The sequence below is a fragment of the Streptomyces sp. NPDC051582 genome (assembly GCF_040681715.1).
Classification (GTDB): Bacteria; Actinomycetota; Actinomycetes; order Streptomycetales; family Streptomycetaceae; genus Streptomyces.
On the sequence record NZ_JBFAZJ010000001.1, the window covers coordinates 152,653 to 169,404 of the forward strand.

11 protein-coding genes are annotated in these 16,752 nt (G+C 72.6%); 8 read left to right on the forward strand and 3 right to left on the reverse strand.

The window, feature by feature from the left end; translation table 11 throughout:
- Positions 1-213: 213 nt before the first annotated feature.
- Entirely contained in the window at positions 214-570 is a 357-nt protein-coding gene (locus tag AB0M92_RS00725; RefSeq protein WP_366100323.1) for an MGMT family protein, read from the reverse strand.
- Positions 571-680: 110 nt separating this feature from the next.
- On the opposite strand from AB0M92_RS00725, the gene AB0M92_RS00730 reads away from it, so the two are divergent.
- Complete coding sequence (locus AB0M92_RS00730) at positions 681-3,581, forward strand: lysylphosphatidylglycerol synthase transmembrane domain-containing protein (protein WP_366099930.1); 2,901 nt, start codon at positions 681-683, stop codon at positions 3,579-3,581.
- Positions 3,582-3,641: 60 nt separating this feature from the next.
- Here the strand turns inward: AB0M92_RS00730 and AB0M92_RS00735 are convergent, their stop codons facing one another.
- The gene (locus AB0M92_RS00735) at positions 3,642-4,394 is read right to left on the reverse strand and encodes a YwiC-like family protein (RefSeq protein ID WP_366099931.1); all 753 of its coding nucleotides are present in this window, start codon (positions 4,392-4,394) and stop codon (positions 3,642-3,644) included.
- A 222-nt stretch (positions 4,395-4,616) separates the two neighbouring features.
- Between AB0M92_RS00735 and AB0M92_RS00740 the strand changes: the two genes are divergently transcribed.
- The 7 genes from AB0M92_RS00740 (at position 4,617) to AB0M92_RS00770 (ending at position 15,514) form a co-directional block, all read left to right on the forward strand.
- A complete protein-coding gene (locus AB0M92_RS00740) occupies positions 4,617-8,267 on the forward strand; it encodes a nitrate reductase subunit alpha (protein ID WP_366099932.1) in 3,651 nt (1,216 codons plus the stop codon).
- Positions 8,268-8,270: 3 nt separating this feature from the next.
- A complete protein-coding gene (narH, locus tag AB0M92_RS00745) occupies positions 8,271-9,791 on the forward strand; it encodes a nitrate reductase subunit beta (RefSeq protein ID WP_366099933.1) in 1,521 nt (506 codons plus the stop codon).
- A 44-nt stretch (positions 9,792-9,835) separates the two neighbouring features.
- The gene (gene narJ / locus AB0M92_RS00750) at positions 9,836-10,480 is read left to right on the forward strand and encodes a nitrate reductase molybdenum cofactor assembly chaperone (RefSeq protein ID WP_366100324.1); all 645 of its coding nucleotides are present in this window, start codon (positions 9,836-9,838) and stop codon (positions 10,478-10,480) included.
- The gene (gene narI / locus AB0M92_RS00755) at positions 10,480-11,205 is read left to right on the forward strand and encodes a respiratory nitrate reductase subunit gamma (protein ID WP_366099934.1); all 726 of its coding nucleotides are present in this window, start codon (positions 10,480-10,482) and stop codon (positions 11,203-11,205) included. Before narJ ends, narI begins: the two co-directional genes overlap by 1 nt.
- The gene (locus tag AB0M92_RS00760; protein WP_366099935.1) at positions 11,202-12,410 is read left to right on the forward strand and encodes a TIGR04053 family radical SAM/SPASM domain-containing protein; all 1,209 of its coding nucleotides are present in this window, start codon (positions 11,202-11,204) and stop codon (positions 12,408-12,410) included. The genes narI and AB0M92_RS00760 overlap by 4 nt, the downstream gene beginning before the upstream one ends.
- Positions 12,398-13,777 carry a protoporphyrinogen oxidase gene (gene hemG / locus AB0M92_RS00765; protein ID WP_366099936.1) on the forward strand — a complete coding sequence of 460 codons (1,380 nt, stop codon included), beginning with the start codon at positions 12,398-12,400 and terminating at the stop codon, positions 13,775-13,777. Before AB0M92_RS00760 ends, hemG begins: the two co-directional genes overlap by 13 nt.
- Positions 13,778-13,933: 156 nt before the next feature.
- Entirely contained in the window at positions 13,934-15,514 is a 1,581-nt protein-coding gene (locus tag AB0M92_RS00770; protein ID WP_366099937.1) for an alpha/beta hydrolase, read from the forward strand.
- Between the two features lie 19 nt (positions 15,515-15,533).
- Here the strand turns inward: AB0M92_RS00770 and moeZ are convergent, their stop codons facing one another.
- On the reverse strand, positions 15,534-16,712 hold the full coding sequence (gene moeZ, locus AB0M92_RS00775; RefSeq protein WP_030291201.1) for an adenylyltransferase/sulfurtransferase MoeZ: 1,179 nt from the start codon (positions 16,710-16,712) through the stop codon (positions 15,534-15,536).
- Between the last annotated feature and the right edge of the window lie 40 nt (positions 16,713-16,752).

The window sequence follows — 16,752 nt, forward strand, 5'->3', positions numbered from 1 at the left end:
CACGTGGGGTGCCGGTCCAGGTCCTGGTGGGTCTGCGGTTGCTGCGGCCGCCGCGGATGCCGCGGTCGCCGCCGCGCCTGCCGAAGCCGAAGAGGCAACGCTACGGCAACCGCCGGGTCCCGCGCAGTCCCCCGGGGGCGCGGCCGAGGGGCCGCGGGCCGTCGCCCGTACGGGCGCTCGACCGCCCGCCCCGGCCCCGCATGGCCGAAGCTGTCAGATGTGACCCTCGTCCCGTGCGGCGTGCTCCTCCCGCCCGTCCCAGCGCGCCCGCGGCATGTTCAGCCGGGCCTCGCCGCCGGTGGTCAGCCGCAGCGGCGTGGCCTCCACGCGGTAGTGCTCCAGGGCCCGGATCTCGCTGCCGGGCAGCGGCCGGCCGTCCGCCCGCACCACGCGCCACCAGGGCACGGCTCCCCCGTACAGGGCCATCACGCGCCCGACTTGGCGCGGTCCGCCCTCGCCGAGCCATTCGGCGACGTCCCCGTACGTCATCACCCGGCCGGGCGGAATCCGCTCGGCCGCCTCCAGCACCCGCTCCGCGTACTCGGGCAGCTCCTCGCTCATGGCGCCCATGGTGCCGTACATCACGGACCGGTTCCCGGAAGGTTTCCTTCCGTACCGGCACGCACCCTGATGCCCCGCCCGCACGTCGGTCCGTGCCACCATCTTCCGGGCGGTGACTGGTGATACGTGATCAAGAAGAGACGGAAGTGACGACGAAGGAGCAGGGTGTGAGCCCTCCGGACGGCGCGGCTGAGGACGACGGCACGCGCCCAGACCCGTACCCGGGGACCACGCCCGGGGCCGGAGGCACACCCGAACCCGAGCCCGAACCCGAACCCGGGGCCCGGGCCGGTGGCACCGGCGAGACCCGGGCGCGGGCCGCGTCCTCGGCCGCGGGCACGCCCCGCAAGGGGCCCGCGGCCGGGTCCGACGCCGACGGGCCGCACGGGCGCGCCTCCGCGTCGGCCGACCAGGTCGAGGTCGACGAGCCGCTGCTCGCCGCCCGCGTGCACCGCCCCTCCGACCTCGTACGCCTGCTCGTGGGGGTCCTCGGCATCGCCGTCGTCCTCGCCATCGCCGCCTTCGCCCACCGCACCACCGCAGGCCTCGAAGCCGACATCTCCCAGGGCACCGGCGCCGCGCCCGATCTGCTGATCAAGGTCGCCGGGCTGGTGTCCAGCATCGCCGTGCTGCTCGTCCCGGTGGCCTTCGCCATCGAGCGGCTGATCAAACGGGACGGGCTGCGCATCGCCGACGGCGTGCTCGCCGCGGTCCTGGCGCACGGCGTCACCCTGGCCACCGACCTGTGGGTCTCCCAGGCCGCCTCCGGCACCATCCAGGAGGCCCTCACCCGACAGACCACGGTCGGCGGCCCCCTCACCGACCCGGTGCACGGCTACCTCGCGCCCGTCATCGCGTACATGACCGCCGTCGGCATGACCCGCCGGCCCCGCTGGCGGGTCGCGCTGTGGGTGGTCCTGCTGCTGGACGCCTTCGCGATGCTGGTCAGCGGGTACACCACGCCGTTCTCGATCATGTTGACCGTGCTGATCGGCTGGAGCGTCGCGTACGGAACCCTGTACGCCGTCGGCTCGCCGAACGTCCGCCCCACCGGGCAGACGCTCCTCGCCGGCCTGCGCCGGGTCGGCTTCAAGCCGGTCAGCGCCATGCGCGCGGAGCTCCCGGACGGTGCCGACGCCTCGGAGGTCAGCGACCGCGGCCGGCGCTACCACGTCACCCTGGAGGACGGCCCGCCGCTCGACGTCACCGTCGTCGACCGCGAGCAGCAGGCGCACGGGTTCTTCTACCGGGTCTGGCGCCGGCTCACCCTGCGCGGCATCACGACGCGGCGCAGCCTCCAGTCGCTGCGCCAGGCGCTGGAGCAGGAGGCGCTCCTCGCCTACGCGGCCATCGCGGCCGGGGCGAACGCGCCGAAGCTGATCGCCACCTCCGAGCTCGGTCCGGACGCCGTGATGCTCGTGTACGAGCACCTGGACGGCCGGCCCCTCGACGCGCTCGGCGACGAGGAGATCACCGACGACCTGACCCGCAACACGTGGAAGCAGGTACGGGCCCTCCAGTCCCGGCGGATCGCCCACAGGCGGCTGACCGGCGACGCCCTCGTGGTGGATCGTTCCGGCAATGTCGTCCTCACCGACCTGCGCGGCGGTGAGATCGCGGCCGGGGACCTCGTGCTCCGCATGGACATCGCGCAGCTGCTGACCACGCTCGGCCTGCGGATCGGGGCGGAGCGCTCGGTGGCCGCCGCGGTGTCGGTGCTCGGCCCGGACGCGGTGGCGGACTGCCTGCCGCTGCTCCAGCCGATCGCGCTGAGCCGCTCCACGCGGGCGACGCTGCGCAGGCTGGCCCGGGAGCGGGCCGACCGGCAGCGGGAGGCCGTACTGGAGTCCTCGCGGGCGGCGAAGGCGGCGCGCGAGGCGGCCGCGGAGGAGGCGAAGCCGGACCGGAACGCGGGGAAGGCCGGCAAGGCGGGGGCCAAGTCGGCGGCGGCCACGGCCGCGGAGAAGAAGGCCGAGAAGAAGGCGCTGGACGACGCCCTCGACGGGGCCCGCGAGGAGGACCTGCTGAGCCAGATCCGCCAGCAGGTGCTGCTGATCCGTCCGCAGGCGCCGGTGGAGCCGGCCCGCCTGGAGCGGATCCGGCCGCGCACGCTGGTGTCGTTCATCGCGGGCGCGTTCGGCGCCTACTTCCTGCTCACGCAGCTGGCCCACGTGGACTTCGCGACGGTCGTCGGCGAGGCGCAGTGGGGCTGGGTGGGGGCGGCGCTGGCCTTCTCCGCCCTGACCTACTTCGCGGCGGCGATGAGCCTGCTGGGCTTCGTGCCCGAGCGGGTGTCGTTCCTGCGGACGGTGGTGGCGCAGGTGGCGGGGTCGTTCGTGAAGCTGGTGGCGCCGGCGGCGGTCGGCGGTGTCGCGCTGAACACGCGGTTCCTCCAGCGGGCCGGGATCCGGCCGGGGCTGGCGGTGGCGAGCGTGGGCGCTTCGCAGCTGTTCGGCCTGGCGAGCCACGTCCTGCTGCTGCTGGCCTTCGGCTATCTGACGGGCACCGAGAAGACCCCGGAGATGACCCCGTCCCGTACGGTCATCGCCGGTCTGCTGACGGTGGCCGTGCTGGTGCTGGTGGTGACGGCGGTGCCGTTCCTGCGGAAGTTCGTGGCGACGCGGGTGCGGGCACTGTTCGCCGGTGTGGTGCCGCGCATGCTGGACGTGCTCCAGCGGCCGCAGAAGCTGATGACGGGCATCGGCGGCATGCTGCTGCTGACCGGCTGCTTCGTGATGTGCCTGGACGCCTCGATCCGGGCCTTCGGCGGCGGCCAGGCCATCAGCTACGCGAGCATCGCGGTCGTGTTCCTGGCGGGCAACGCGCTGGGCTCGGCGGCGCCGACGCCGGGCGGTATCGGCGCGGTGGAGACCACGCTGACGCTGGGTCTGATCGCGGCGGGGCTGGAGAAGGAGGTCGCCATCTCGGCGGTGCTCCTGTTCCGCCTGATGACGTTCTGGCTGCCGGTGCTGCCGGGCTGGCTGTCGTTCAACTACCTGACCCGCAAGGAAGCGATCTAGCCCCTAGCCCCTGCTCCAGCCCCCGGCCCCCGGCCCCCGGCCCCCGGCCCCCAGCCGCCCCTAGCCGCTGAAAGCCGCTGCCAGCGTCCCCAGCAGCGCCGCCGAGCAGGCGATCTCGATCGCGCCCACCGCCGGGGGCTTCAGGGCCCGGCCCGGGAGGACGGCCGCCCGGGCCAGGTAGACCGCGAAGGGGATCGCCGGCCAGGGCGAGAGGCCGGCGGCCGCGGCCAGGGCCGCCGCGTGGTAGACCACCGAGCCCCGGTGGTACGCCCGGGAGTTCCGCTCCCGGATCATCGTCTTCACGTACGCCACCGTGCCCGCGAAGTACAGCAGGCAGGCCAGCGCCGGGCGCCAGGCCGACGCGGCGGGCATCCCGCCCAGCCCCGCGGCCACCGGCAGCATCCCGCACGCCGGGACCACCGCCACCAGGCCGTTGACCAGTGCCCGCTCGCGGCCGCGCCGGGCGTACCAGGTGTTCACCGCGAGGAAGGGCGCCGCCGCCGCGGCCGCGGGCGCCAGCCACGGGTGCGCCGCCGCGAGCGGGATGCCCAGCGCGGCGCAGGCGGCCCCCAGGACCAGCGCCGGGCGCACGTGCCGGGCCGCCGCGTCCGGTCGGCGGCGGGCGACCCGGCGCAGGCGCAGCCACTGCTGACCGTGGAAGACGGCCGCGTACCCGAGCAGCCAGGCGGCGAACAGCGCCGCGTGCGCCCACCCCGGACGGGGGGCGAGCAGCGTCCCCGCCAGGAACGGCACGGCCAGCATGGCCCAGGCACCGTGCTGGTCCGGCAGCCACGCGCTCTTCCTCCTCGCCACCGACCGCCTCCTGACGCCGTTAATGGGAAATCCGTCGCGTAATTTGCCGCATTCCCTCGGGAGTTGACTCCTTCCAGCCTGCCATCCACTTGTCCCGGAAAAGACCGGAATTAGGTCATGCCCGTACGGGACCTTTGTCATCGGATTCGGCCTTCCGGCGGGCGTAGCGTCGTTGACGGGTGCTTTTCCGCACCCGTCACACCACCCGCCTGGAGGGTCGTCGTGCAGGACCGGTTCGGACATCAGGGCGCCGCCGATTCACTGATCAAGGCGGGCAGTTTCTTCACGGGGGCCGAGGTGTCCGGGGACCTGCGCACGGTCCACCGCACCGGCGGGCGGGCCGCGGAGGCCTTCTACCGTGACCGCTGGAGCCACGACAAGGTCGTGCACTCCACGCACGGCGTGAACTGCACCGGTTCGTGCCGGTGGAAGGTGTACGTCAAGGACGGGATCATCACCTGGGAGACCCAGGCCACCGACTACCCCTCCGTCGGCCCCGACCGTCCCGAGTACGAACCCCGCGGCTGCCCGCGCGGCGCCTCCTTCTCCTGGTACTCGTACTCGCCGACGCGCGTGCGCCACCCGCACGTGCGCGGCGCCCTGCTGGAGATGTACCGGGAGGCCAGGGCGCGGCTCGGCGACCCGGTCCTGGCCTGGGCCGACATCCAGGCCGACCCGGAGCGCCGGCGCGCCTACCAGCGGGCCCGCGGCAAGGGCGGGCTCGTGCGCGCGAGCTGGGAGGAGGCGACCGAGATCGTCGCCGCCGCGCACGTGCACACCATCAAGGAGCACGGCCCGGACCGCGTCGCCGGCTTCTCGCCGATCCCGGCGATGTCGATGGCCTCGCACGCCGCCGGCGCCCGCTTCCACTCCCTCATCGGCGCCCCGATGCTGAGCTTCTACGACTGGTACGCGGACCTGCCCGTCGCCTCCCCGCAGGTGTTCGGCGACCAGACGGACGTCCCCGAGTCCGGCGACTGGTGGGACGCCGCGTACCTGATGATGTGGGGCTCGAACGTCCCCGTGACCCGTACCCCGGACGCCCATTGGATGGCCGAGGCCCGCTACCGCGGCCAGAAGGTCGTGACCGTCTCCCCCGATTTCGCGGACAACACGAAATTCGCCGACGAATGGATGCACCCGCACCCCGGGACGGATGGAGCGCTGGCCCTCGCGATGGGCCACGTCATCCTCAAGGAGTTCTTCGTCGAGAAGCAGACCCCTTTCTTCACGGATTACGTCCGGAAGTACACGGACCTGCCCTTCCTCGTATCCCTGCGGGAAACGGAGCAGGGGCTCGTCCCGGGGAAGTTCGTCACCGCCGCCGACCTCGGCGAGGAGACCGGGAACGCGCGGTGGAAGACCGTCCTCGTCGACGACGCGACGGGCGCGGCGGTCGTCCCCAACGGCACCCTCGGCCACCGCTGGGAGACGGACGGGAAACCGGAGTGGAACCTCGACCTCGGCGACACGGTGCCCCGCCTGACCCTGCTCGACGAGGGCGCGAGCGCCGAGATCGTCCTCCCTCGCTTCGAGGACGACAGGGCGGGCGTCGTCCGCCGCGGGGTTCCCGTCCGCCGCCTCGGCGGTCGGCTCGTCACCACCGTCTTCGACCTGATGCTGGCCCAGTACGGGGTCGCCCGCCCGGGTCTGCCCGGCGACTGGCCCTCCTCGTACGAGGACGCCGACGCCCCCGGCACCCCCGGCTGGCAGGAGTCGCTGACCTCCGTGCCCGCCGCCCAGGCCGCCCGCGTGGCCCGGGAGTTCGCGCAGACCGCCGAGCGTTCGCGCGGACGCTGCATGATCCTGATGGGCGCGGGCACGAACCACTGGTTCCACTCCGAGACCATCTACCGCGCCTTCCTCGCCCTGCTCACCCTCACCGGCTGCCAGGGCCGCAACGGCGGCGGCTGGGGCCACTACGTCGGGCAGGAGAAGTGCCGCCCGGTCACGGGCTGGGCCACGCTCGCCGCCGCCTCCGACTGGTCGCGCCCGCCGCGCCAGATGATCGGCGCGGCCTGGTTCTACCTGCACACCGACCAGTGGCGCTACGACACCCTCCCGGCCGAGGCCCTCGCCTCCCCGCTCGCGGGCGGCGTCTTCGCCGGCATGACCGGCTCCGACTGCCTGGCCGCCAGCGCCCGCATGGGCTGGATGCCCTCGTACCCCACGTTCGACCGCAACCCCCTCGACCTGGGTGCGAGCGCCGATCCGGTCGCCGACGCCGTACGGGAGCTGAAGGCGGGCACTCTCGGCTTCGCCGGGGAGGATCCCGACGCGCCCGGCAACTGGCCGCGGGTGCTCAACGTATGGCGGGCCAACCTGCTCGGCTCCAGCTCCAAGGGCAACGAGTACTTCCTCAAACACCTCCTCGGCACCCACTCCAACCTCCCCGACGACGGCCCGCGGTGCACGCCGAGGGACGTCACGTACCGGGAGGAGGACGTCGAGGGGAAGCTGGACCTGCTGATGAGCATGGACTTCCGGATGACGTCCACGACGCTGCTCTCCGACGTGGTGCTGCCCGCGGCCACCTGGTACGAGAAGCACGACCTGTCCTCGACGGACATGCACCCCTTCCTGCACGCGTTCACCCCGGCCGTGGACCCGCCCTGGCAGGCCCGCTCCGACTACGACGCCTTCCTCGCGATCGCCGGGCGCTTCGGCGAACTCGCCGCGGAGCACCTCGGCGTCCGCAGGGACCTCGTCGCCACCGCCCTCCGGCACGACACCCCGGGCGGCGAGATGGCCCAGCCGGGAGGGGTCGCGCTGGACTGGTCGAAGGGCGAGTGCGAGCCCGTGCCCGGGCGCACGATGTACGGCCTGGCGGTCGTCGAGCGCGACTACGGGTCCGTCGGCGCGAAGTTCGCCGCGCTGGGCCCGCTCGTCGACACCCTCGGGGTGACTACCAAGGCCATCACGTACGACGTGGCCGAGGAGGTCGCGTACCTGCGGGAGAAGAACGGGACGGTGCGCGGCGGGATCGCCGACGGCCGGCCGCGCCTGGACACCGCGCAGCGCGCCTGCGAGGCGATCCTCTCCCTGTCGGGCACCTCCAACGGACGCCTGGCGACCCAGGGGTTCGAGACCCTGGAGAAGAAGGTCGGCACCCACATGGCCCACCTGGCCGCCGAGGCCGAGGGCAAGCGGATCACCTTCGCCGACACCCAGGCCCGTCCGGTCCCGGTGATCACCTCTCCCGAGTGGTCGGGATCGGAGGCGGGCGGGCGCCGTTACACGGCCTTCACCGTCAACACCGAGCACCTCAAGCCCTGGCACACCCTCACCGGCCGCCAGCACTTCTTCCTCGACCACGACTGGCTGCACGAGGTCGGCGAATCCCTGCCCGTCTACAAGCCTCCGCTGAACATGCACACCCTGTACGGGGAACCGGAACTCGGCGTCGTCGACGAGAAGACGGTCGCCGTCCGGTACCTGACCCCGCACAACAAGTGGGCCATCCACAGCCAGTACCAGGACAACCTCCACATGATGACCCTGGGCCGCGGCGGCCAGACGGTGTGGATGTCCCCGCAGGACGCCGAGGCCATCGGGGCCCGGGACAACGACTGGATCGAGGCGGTCAACCGCAACGGCGTGGTCACCGCCCGCGCGATCGTCTCCCACAAGATGCCGCCCGGCACGGTGTACATGAACCACGCGCAGGAGCGGACGGTCGGCGTGCCGAAGACCGAGAAGACGGGCCGCCGCGGCGGCATCCACAACTCGCTGACCCGGGTGATGCTCAAGCCCACCCACCTGATCGGCGGCTACGCCCAGCTGACCTGGGCCTTCAATTACCTGGGCCCGACCGGCAACCAGCGCGACGAGGTGACGGTCATACGCCGCCGCGACCAGAACGTGGAGTTCTAGACGATGAAGGTCATGGCACAGATCGCGATGGTCATGAACCTCGACAAGTGCATCGGCTGCCACACCTGCTCGGTCACCTGCAAGCAGGCGTGGACCAACCGGCAGGGCACCGAGTACGTCTGGTTCAACAACGTCGAGACCCTCCCCGGCCAGGGCTACCCGCGCCGCTGGGAGGACCAGGAACGGTGGAAGGGCGGCTGGGAGCGCACCCGCTCGGGACGGCTGCGGCTGCGCGCCGGCGGCCGGCTCGCCAAGCTGGGCAGGATCTTCGCGAATCCGGACCTGCCGGAGATCGACGACTACTACCAGCCCTGGACGTACGAGTACAAGAACCTGACCGAGGCCCCGGCGGGCGACGACATGCCCACCGCCCGGCCCGTCTCGCAGCTCACCGGCGAGCCCATCGACACGATCGAGTGGGGCCCGAACTGGGACGACAACCTCGGCGGCGCCCCCGCGCACGGGCCGAAGGACCCGATCGTGGAGAAGATCCGCGACGAGGTGGGCGAGAAGATCCGCTTCGAGTTCGAGCAGAGCTTCATGTTCTACCTCCCCCGGATCTGCGAGCACTGCCTGAACCCGGCCTGCGTCTCCTCCTGCCCGTCCGGGGCGATGTACAAGCGCGAGGAGGACGGCATCGTCCTGGTGGACCAGGACGCCTGCCGCGGCTGGCGGATGTGCGTGAGCGGATGCCCGTACAAGAAGGTGTACTTCAACCACCACACCGGCAAGGCCGAGAAGTGCACCTTCTGCTTCCCGCGCATCGAAGTCGGCATGCCGACGGTGTGCTCGGAGACCTGCGTCGGACGGATGCGCTACCTCGGCGTGATGCTGTACGACGCCGACGAGGTCGCCGTGGCCGCGGCCGTGGAGGACGAGCACGACCTCTACCCCGCCCAGGTGGAGTGCTTCCTCGACCCCCGCGATCCGGCGGTGATCGAGGCCGCGCGGGCCGCCGGCATCACCCGGGAGTGGATCGAGGCCGCGCAGCGCTCCCCCGTGTACGACCTGATCGCCGGCTACCAGGTCGCCCTCCCGCTCCATCCGGAGTACCGGACGATGCCGATGGTCTGGTACGTGCCCCCGCTCTCCCCCGTGGTCGAGGCGGTCGCCGCGACCGGGAGCGACGGCGAGGACGCGGGCAACCTGTTCGGCGCCATCGACGCCCTGCGCATCCCCGTCGAGTACCTCGCGGCGATCCTCACGGCCGGCGACACGCACGCCGTCGAAGCGGTGCTGCGGCGGATGGCGGCGATGCGCGCGTACATGCGGCGCGTCAACCTAGGCGAGGCCCGGGACGAGTCGATCGCGAAGGCCGTGGGTCTGACGGGCGTCGAGATGGAGGACATGTTCCGGCTGCTGGCGATCGCCAAGCAGGAGGACCGGTTCGTGGTCCCGAGCGCGGCGCGCCCCGAAGCCGACGCGCCGGCCGAGACCCGTCCGCTGGACGCCGGGTGCCCGGTCGGGGCCCTGTCCGAACCCCGCGTGATGCTCAACCTCGGAGCGACCAGGAGGCGTTCGTGAACGCAAAGACGACCGGCACCACGGACCGGACGAGCGGTGACGCGCTGGTACGACTGGTCGCGGGCTGCGTCCTGCAGTACCCCGGCGACCGCTTCCACGACGAGCTCCCCCGGCTCCGCGCGGCCCTCGCCGGGGCGCCCGCCGAACCGGCCGCGCTGCTCGGGTCCTTCCTCGACGAGGCCGAGGCGCTGACCCCGATCGAGCTGTGCGCCCGGTACACCGGGACCTTCGACACGCGCAACCGGCGCTGTCTGTACCTGACCTGGTGGGTGGACGGCGACACCCGTCGGCGCGGACTGTCCCTGGTCCGGCTGAAGCGGATCTACCGGGACTTCGGGCTGGAGTTCGCGGGCGAGGAACTGCCCGACTTCCTGCCGGTCGCGCTGGAGTTCGCGGCCCGCCGGGAGGAGGCCGGCGCCGAGCTGCTCCAGGAGTACCGGGCCGGGCTGGAGCTGCTGCGCCTCGCGCTCGCCGAGTCGGGCTCCCCGTACGCCCGCGTCCTGGAGGCCGTCTGCGCGACGCTGCCGGGTCCTTCGCCGGCCACGAAGGCCGAGGCGAAGGCGCTCGCGAGGAACGGGCCGCCGCAGGAGCTGGTGGGCGCGGGCTCGGCGCTCGAACCGTTCGGCCCCGGCATCGACCGCCCCGTCGACCTCCCGTGGCCCTCGAACTCCGAAAGGCGGACGGCCTGATGGACCTCTTCCTGTGGGGCGTACTGCCCTACGTCTCGGTCGCCCTGCTCATCGCGGGCACGGTCTGGCGCGCCCGCTTCGACACGTTCGGCTGGACCACCCGCTCCACGCAGCTGCACGAGTCGCGGCTGCTGCGCATCGGCTCGCCGCTCTTCCACTTCGGCATGCTGTTCGTGGTCCTCGGGCACGTGGTCGGGCTGCTGGTCCCCAAGAGCTGGACGGACGCGGCGGGCCTGAGCGATCACGCCTACCACCTGCTGGCCGTCTCCACGGGCGCGGTGGCGGGGATCGCGGCAGCCGCCGGCATCGGGATCCTCGTGTACCGGCGGCTGCGGGTGCCGGCGGTGCGGCGGGCGACGCTGCGCAGCGACCACCTGATGTACGCGTTCCTGCTGGGCGCGATGCTGCTCGGCCTGACGGCCACGGTCCTCAACTCGACCGGAATGACGAACGGCTACGACTACCGCGAGGGCATCTCGATCTGGTTCCGCAGCCTGTTCACCTTCACCCCGGACCACCACCTGATGGCGGGCGCCCCGCTCGCGTTCAAGCTGCACGTCCTGTTCGGGTTCACGCTGTTCGCGCTGATCCCGTACTCACGGCTGGTGCACATGTTCTCGGCGCCGCTGAAGTACCTGTTCCGGCCGTACGTGGTCTACCGCAGGCGCGACCCCGGGCAGCTCGCCGAGCGCCCGGGCCGGCGCGGCTGGGAGCGCGTCTCGTGAGCGCCGCGGGGCCCGGGCGGACCGTCGTGCGCCGTCCACGGCACGCGATCGCCGAGCGCCCCTTCATCGTGATCTGGGAGGCCACCCGGGCCTGTCCGCTGGCCTGTCTGCACTGCCGGGCCGAGGCGCGGACCGCCCGCGACCCCGAGGAGCTCGACGGGGCCGGAGCCCGCCGGGTGATGGACCAGGTCGCCGCCTTCGGGCGGCCGGGCCCGCTGTTCGTGATCACCGGCGGGGACCCGTTCCAACGCCCCGACCTGTGCGAACTCCTCGCGTACGGAACCTCGCTCGGGCTGCGCGTCGCGGTCTCCCCCTCCGGTACGCCGACGCTGACGCGCGAGCGGCTCGCGGCGGTACGGGACGCGGGAGCGGTCGCCGTCTCCCTCTCGCTGGACGGCTCGACGGCGGAGCGGCACGACGCCTTCCGGGGTGTGCCCGGGGTGTTCGGGCAGACCCTGGACGGCTGGCGGGCGGCGCGGGAACTCGGGCTCAAGGTCCAGATCAACACCACGGTCACCCGGCGGAGCCTCGCGGACCTGGCGGACATCGCGGCGCTGGTGGGGCGGGAGGGCGCGATGCTGTGGTCCGGTTTCGTGCTGGTCCCGGCGGGCCGCGGCGGGCGGCTGGACTCCCTCGGCCCCGCGGAGGTGGAGGACGTACTGCACTTCCTCTACGACTGCGGGGCGGTGCTGGCCACCAAGACCACGGAGGGACACCACTTCCGCCGGGTCGCCCTCCAGCGGGCGGCCCTGGAAGCGCGCGGCGAGGAGCCGGCGCTCGGAGCGCTGTACGGCCTCCTGTCGGCGCGGGCCGCGGAGCTCGGGCTGTTCACCGGCGCCCGCCGCACCGCACGCAGGCCGCCGATGGACGTCTCCTCGGGGCGCGGCTTCGTCTTCGTCTCGCACACCGGGGAGGTCCACCCGAGCGGCTTCCTGCCCGTATCGGCGGGCAACGTGAAGAACCGTCCGCTGACCGAGATCTACCGGGGCTCGGCGCTGTTCACGACACTGCGGGACCCCTCGCTGCTGGGCGGCAAGTGCGGCCGGTGCGAGTACAAGACGGTGTGCGGGGGCTCGCGCTCGCGGGCGTACGGGTTCACGGGCGACGTGCTCGCGGCGGACCCGTACTGCGCGTACGAGCCCGGCAGCTTCCCGTACCGCGTCGGACTCCCCTACGAGGAAAGCGGAGAACCATGGGTTCGGTGATCGTCATCGGCGGCGGCATCAGCGGTCTGGCGGCGGCATGGCAGCTGCGCGGGCACGCCGACGTCACCGTGCTGGAGGGCCACACCGGGGTCGGCGGGAAGCTGCGCACCGGCACCATCGCCGGGATCACCGTCGACGAGGGCGCGGAGTCCCTGATGGCGCTGCGCCCCGAGGCGGTGGAGCTGGCCGCCGCGGTCGGACTCGGTGACGCCCTGTGCGACCCGGCGAAGGCCCCCACCACGGTCTGGACCCGCGGCGGACTGCGCCCGCTGCCGCCCGGCCACGTCATGGGCATCCCGACGGACCCGGCGGCACTGGCCGGCTCGGGCCTGCTCTCGCCCGGGGGCGTCGCCCGCGCGGCGGCGGAGGAAAGACTTCCGGCGGCCCCCCTCGCGGAAGACCTCTCGGTGGGGCACTACCTCGCCGCCCGCTTCGGCCGGGAGGCGGTGGACCGGCTGGTCGAACCCCTGCTCGGCGGGGTCTACGCGGGCCGCGCCGACCTCCTCTCGCTGCGCGCGGCCATGCCCCGGATCGCGGCCGTCGCCGAGCAGGGCGGCCCCGTGCTCCCCGCCCTGCGCCGGATGCGGGCGGCGGGCGCCCCGCGCTCCGCCCCGGTGGCCGTCCAGGGCGTCGCGGGCGGCACGGGCCGCTTCCCCCGGGCGGTCGCCGAAGCCTGCGGGGCCCGCATCCTGACGGGGACGACGGCCCGCTCCCTGCACCGGCTCCCCGGCAACCGCTGGCGGGTCTCGGCGATGACGGGCGACGGGCCGCTGACGATGGAGGCGGACGGGGTGATCCTGGCCGTACCGGCGTACGAGGCGGCGCCGTTGCTGCGCCCGCACGCACCGCTCGCCGGGGAGGAGCTGTCGGCGATCCCCCACGCCTCGACGGCGGTCATCACCATGGCCTTCTCCCGCGCCCGCTCCCGCTTCCTCCCGGCGGGGAACGGCTTCCTGGTCCCGCCGGTGGACGGCCACCTGCTGAAGGCGGCCTCGTTCCTCTCCAACAAGTGGCCGTGGCTGCGCGCTTCGGCCCCCGACACGTTCGTCCTGCGCGCCTCGGTGGGCCGGATCGGCGAGGAGGCCCTCCTGAGCCGCCCGGACCGCCACCTGATCCGCGCGGCGATCGCCGAACTCCACCACGCCGTGGGCCCGATGGGCGAACCCCTGGCGGCCCGCGTCACCCGCTGGAACCGCGGCCTCCCCCAGTACTGCGTGGGCCACCACGACCGCGTCGCCCGCATCCGCGAGGCAACGTCGAAGCTCCCGGGCCTCGCGCTGTGCGGAGCGGCGTACGAGGGCGTGGGCGTGGCGGCCTGCGTCGCCACGGGCCACCAGGCGGCCCGCCACCTCCTCACCCACCCCTGACCGCGGCGCGCGCCGCACCTCTCGCGCCGCACCTCTCGCGACGCTCCCCGAGCCGGTGCCGGGCCGAGCCGGGGCCGGGCCGGGCCGCCCGTCGGCACGACGCCCGAATGGGTCAGCGCGGGGGCGGGGTGGGGGCGGGGGTCCCAGGATGGGGGCATGGGTCGAAACTTGGTGCGGGGTGCCGTGGCCGTCGTCGTCGCCTTGGGGCTGGCCGGGGCCGGCGGCTGTTCCGACAGCGGTGAGGGCAAGCCCAAGGCCGGCGGAACTCCGGGGGCCGCGCCCCTGAAGTGGGGGGAGTGCGAGGCTCCCGACGTCGCCGAAGGCGGCGGGCAGGCGCCGCCCAAGGACTGGGAGTGCGCCACGCTCCACGTCCCCCTCGACTACGCCAAGCCCGAGGGCGAGACCATCCCGCTCGCGCTGATCCGGGCCAAGGCCCGGGACAAGAACAAGCGCCTCGGCTCGCTCGTGTTCAACTTCGGCGGCCCCGGCGGGTCCGGGATCAGTACGCTGCCCGGCGCCGCCAAGGAGTACGAGGCCCTGCGGGCGCGGTACGACCTCGTGAGCTTCGACCCGCGCGGCGTGGGGCGCAGCGCCCCCGTCCTGTGCGAGGACGACAAGCAGCTCGACGCCTACTACGCGCAGGACTCCTCGCCCGAGACGCCCGAGGAGGAGAAGGCCTTCATCGGGAACCTGGAGAAGTACAAGAACGCCTGCAAGGACAAGTCCGGGCACCTGCTGCCCTACGTCGGCACCGAGAACGCCGCCCGCGACCTCGACCGGATCCGCCAGGCCCTCGGCGACGAGAAGCTGAACTACTTCGGGATCTCCTACGGCACCGAGCTCGGCGGGGTCTACGCCCACCTCTTCCCCAAGAACGTCGGCCGGGCCGTCTTCGACGCCGTCGTCGATCCGACGCAGAACTCCGAGGAGAGCGCGCTCGGCCAGGCCAAGGGGTTCCAGCTCGCCCTCGGCAACTTCGCGCAGGACTGCGTGAACCGGGGCGACGAGTGCCGGCTCCAGGGCAGCACCGCCAAGGAGATCGAGGACAACATCATCAAGCTCCAGAAGAGCCTGGCCGCCAAGCCGATCCCCGGCATCGGCGGCCGGATGCTCACCGACTCGGCCGCCACGAACGGCATCGCCCAGGCCCTGTACTCCCAGGAGCTGTGGCCGCTGCTGGAGCAGGGGCTCGACGAGGCGGAGGGCGGGCAGGGGCAGCTGCTGATGGCGCTGTCCGACGCGCTCAACGGCCGTGACCAGCAGGGGCATTACAGCAACATCGGCGCCGCCAACACGGCGATCAACTGCGCCGACTCCAAGGGCCGGTACACGCTGGCGCAGACGAAGGAGAAGCTGTCCGCCTTCCGTGCGGCCTCCCCCGTCTTCGGGGACTTCCTCGGCTGGGCGATGATGAGCTGCACCGACTGGCCCGTCCCGGGCGTCTGGGAGACCCCGGACGTCTCCGCCCCCGGTTCGGCGCCCATCCTGGTGATCGGCAACACCGGTGACCCCGCCACCCCCTACGAGGGCGCCCGCAAGATGGTGGAGCGGCTCGGTCCCGGCGTCGGTGTGGAGCTCACGTACAAGGGCGAGGGGCACGGCGCCTACAACAGCGGCGACAAGTGCGTGCAGGCCGCGGTGAACAGCTACCTGCTGGACGGGAAGGTGCCCCCCGCCGACACCGTGTGCACCAAGGCGTCACCCAGCGAGGAGGCCCCCACCCCGGCCACGGGGTGAGGGCCTCGACCGCTCGGATTTAGTAGACCGGCTTCTCGGGCTCGATCTGGTGGACCCAGCCGATCACGCCGCCGCCGACGTGGACCGCGTCCGCGAAGCCCGCGGACTTCAGGACCGCGAGGACTTCCGCACTGCGGACACCCGTCTTGCAGTGCAAGACGATGCGCTTGTCCTGCGGGAGGTCCTGGAGGGCGGTGCCCATCAGGAACTCGCCCTTGGGGATCAGCTTCGCGCCGGGGATCGAGACGATCTCGTACTCGTTGATCTCGCGGACGTCGATGATCTCGATCGGCTCGTCGTTGTCGATCCACTCCTTGAGCTGCTTGGGAGTGATCGTGGAGCCGAGCGCCGCCTCCTGGGCCTCTTCCGACACGACGCCGCAGAAGGCCTCGTAGTCGATGAGCTCGGTGACCGTGGCGTTCGGACCGCACACCGCGCAGTCGGGGTCCTTGCGGACCTTGACCTGCCGGTACTGCATCTCCAGGGCGTCGTAGATCATCAGGCGGCCGACCAGCGGCTCGCCGACGCCCGTGAGGACCTTGATGGCCTCCGTCACCTGGATCGAGCCGATGGACGCGCAGAGCACGCCCAGCACGCCGCCCTCGGCGCAGCTCGGGACCATGCCCGGCGGCGGGGGCTCCGGGTACAGGCAGCGGTAGCACGGCCCGTGCTCGGACCAGAAGACCGAGGCCTGGCCGTCGAAGCGGTAGATCGAGCCCCACACGTACGGCTTGTTCAGCAGCACGCAGGCGTCGTTGACGAGGTAGCGCGTGGCGAAGTTGTCCGTGCCGTCGACGATGAGGTCGTACTGGCTGAAGATCTCCATCACGTTCTCGGCTTCGAGCCGCTCTTCGTGGAGGACCACGTTCACGTACGGGTTGATGCCCAGCACGCTGTCCCGCGCGGACTCGGCCTTGGAACGGCCGATGTCCGACTGGCTGTGGATGATCTGGCGCTGGAGGTTCGACTCGTCGACCTCGTCGAACTCCACGATGCCCAGCGTCCCGACGCCGGCCGCGGCCAGGTACATGAGGGCGGGCGAGCCGAGGCCGCCCGCGCCCACGGCCAGCACCTTGGCGTTCTTCAGGCGCTTCTGGCCGTCCATCCCGACATCCGGGATGATCAGGTGGCGGGAGTACCGACGGACCTCGTCAACGGTGAGCTCAGCAGCTGGCTCTACCAGGGGTGGCAGCGACACGGGGACTCCGTAGATGGTTACGTCGTAACGGTGGTTCTTC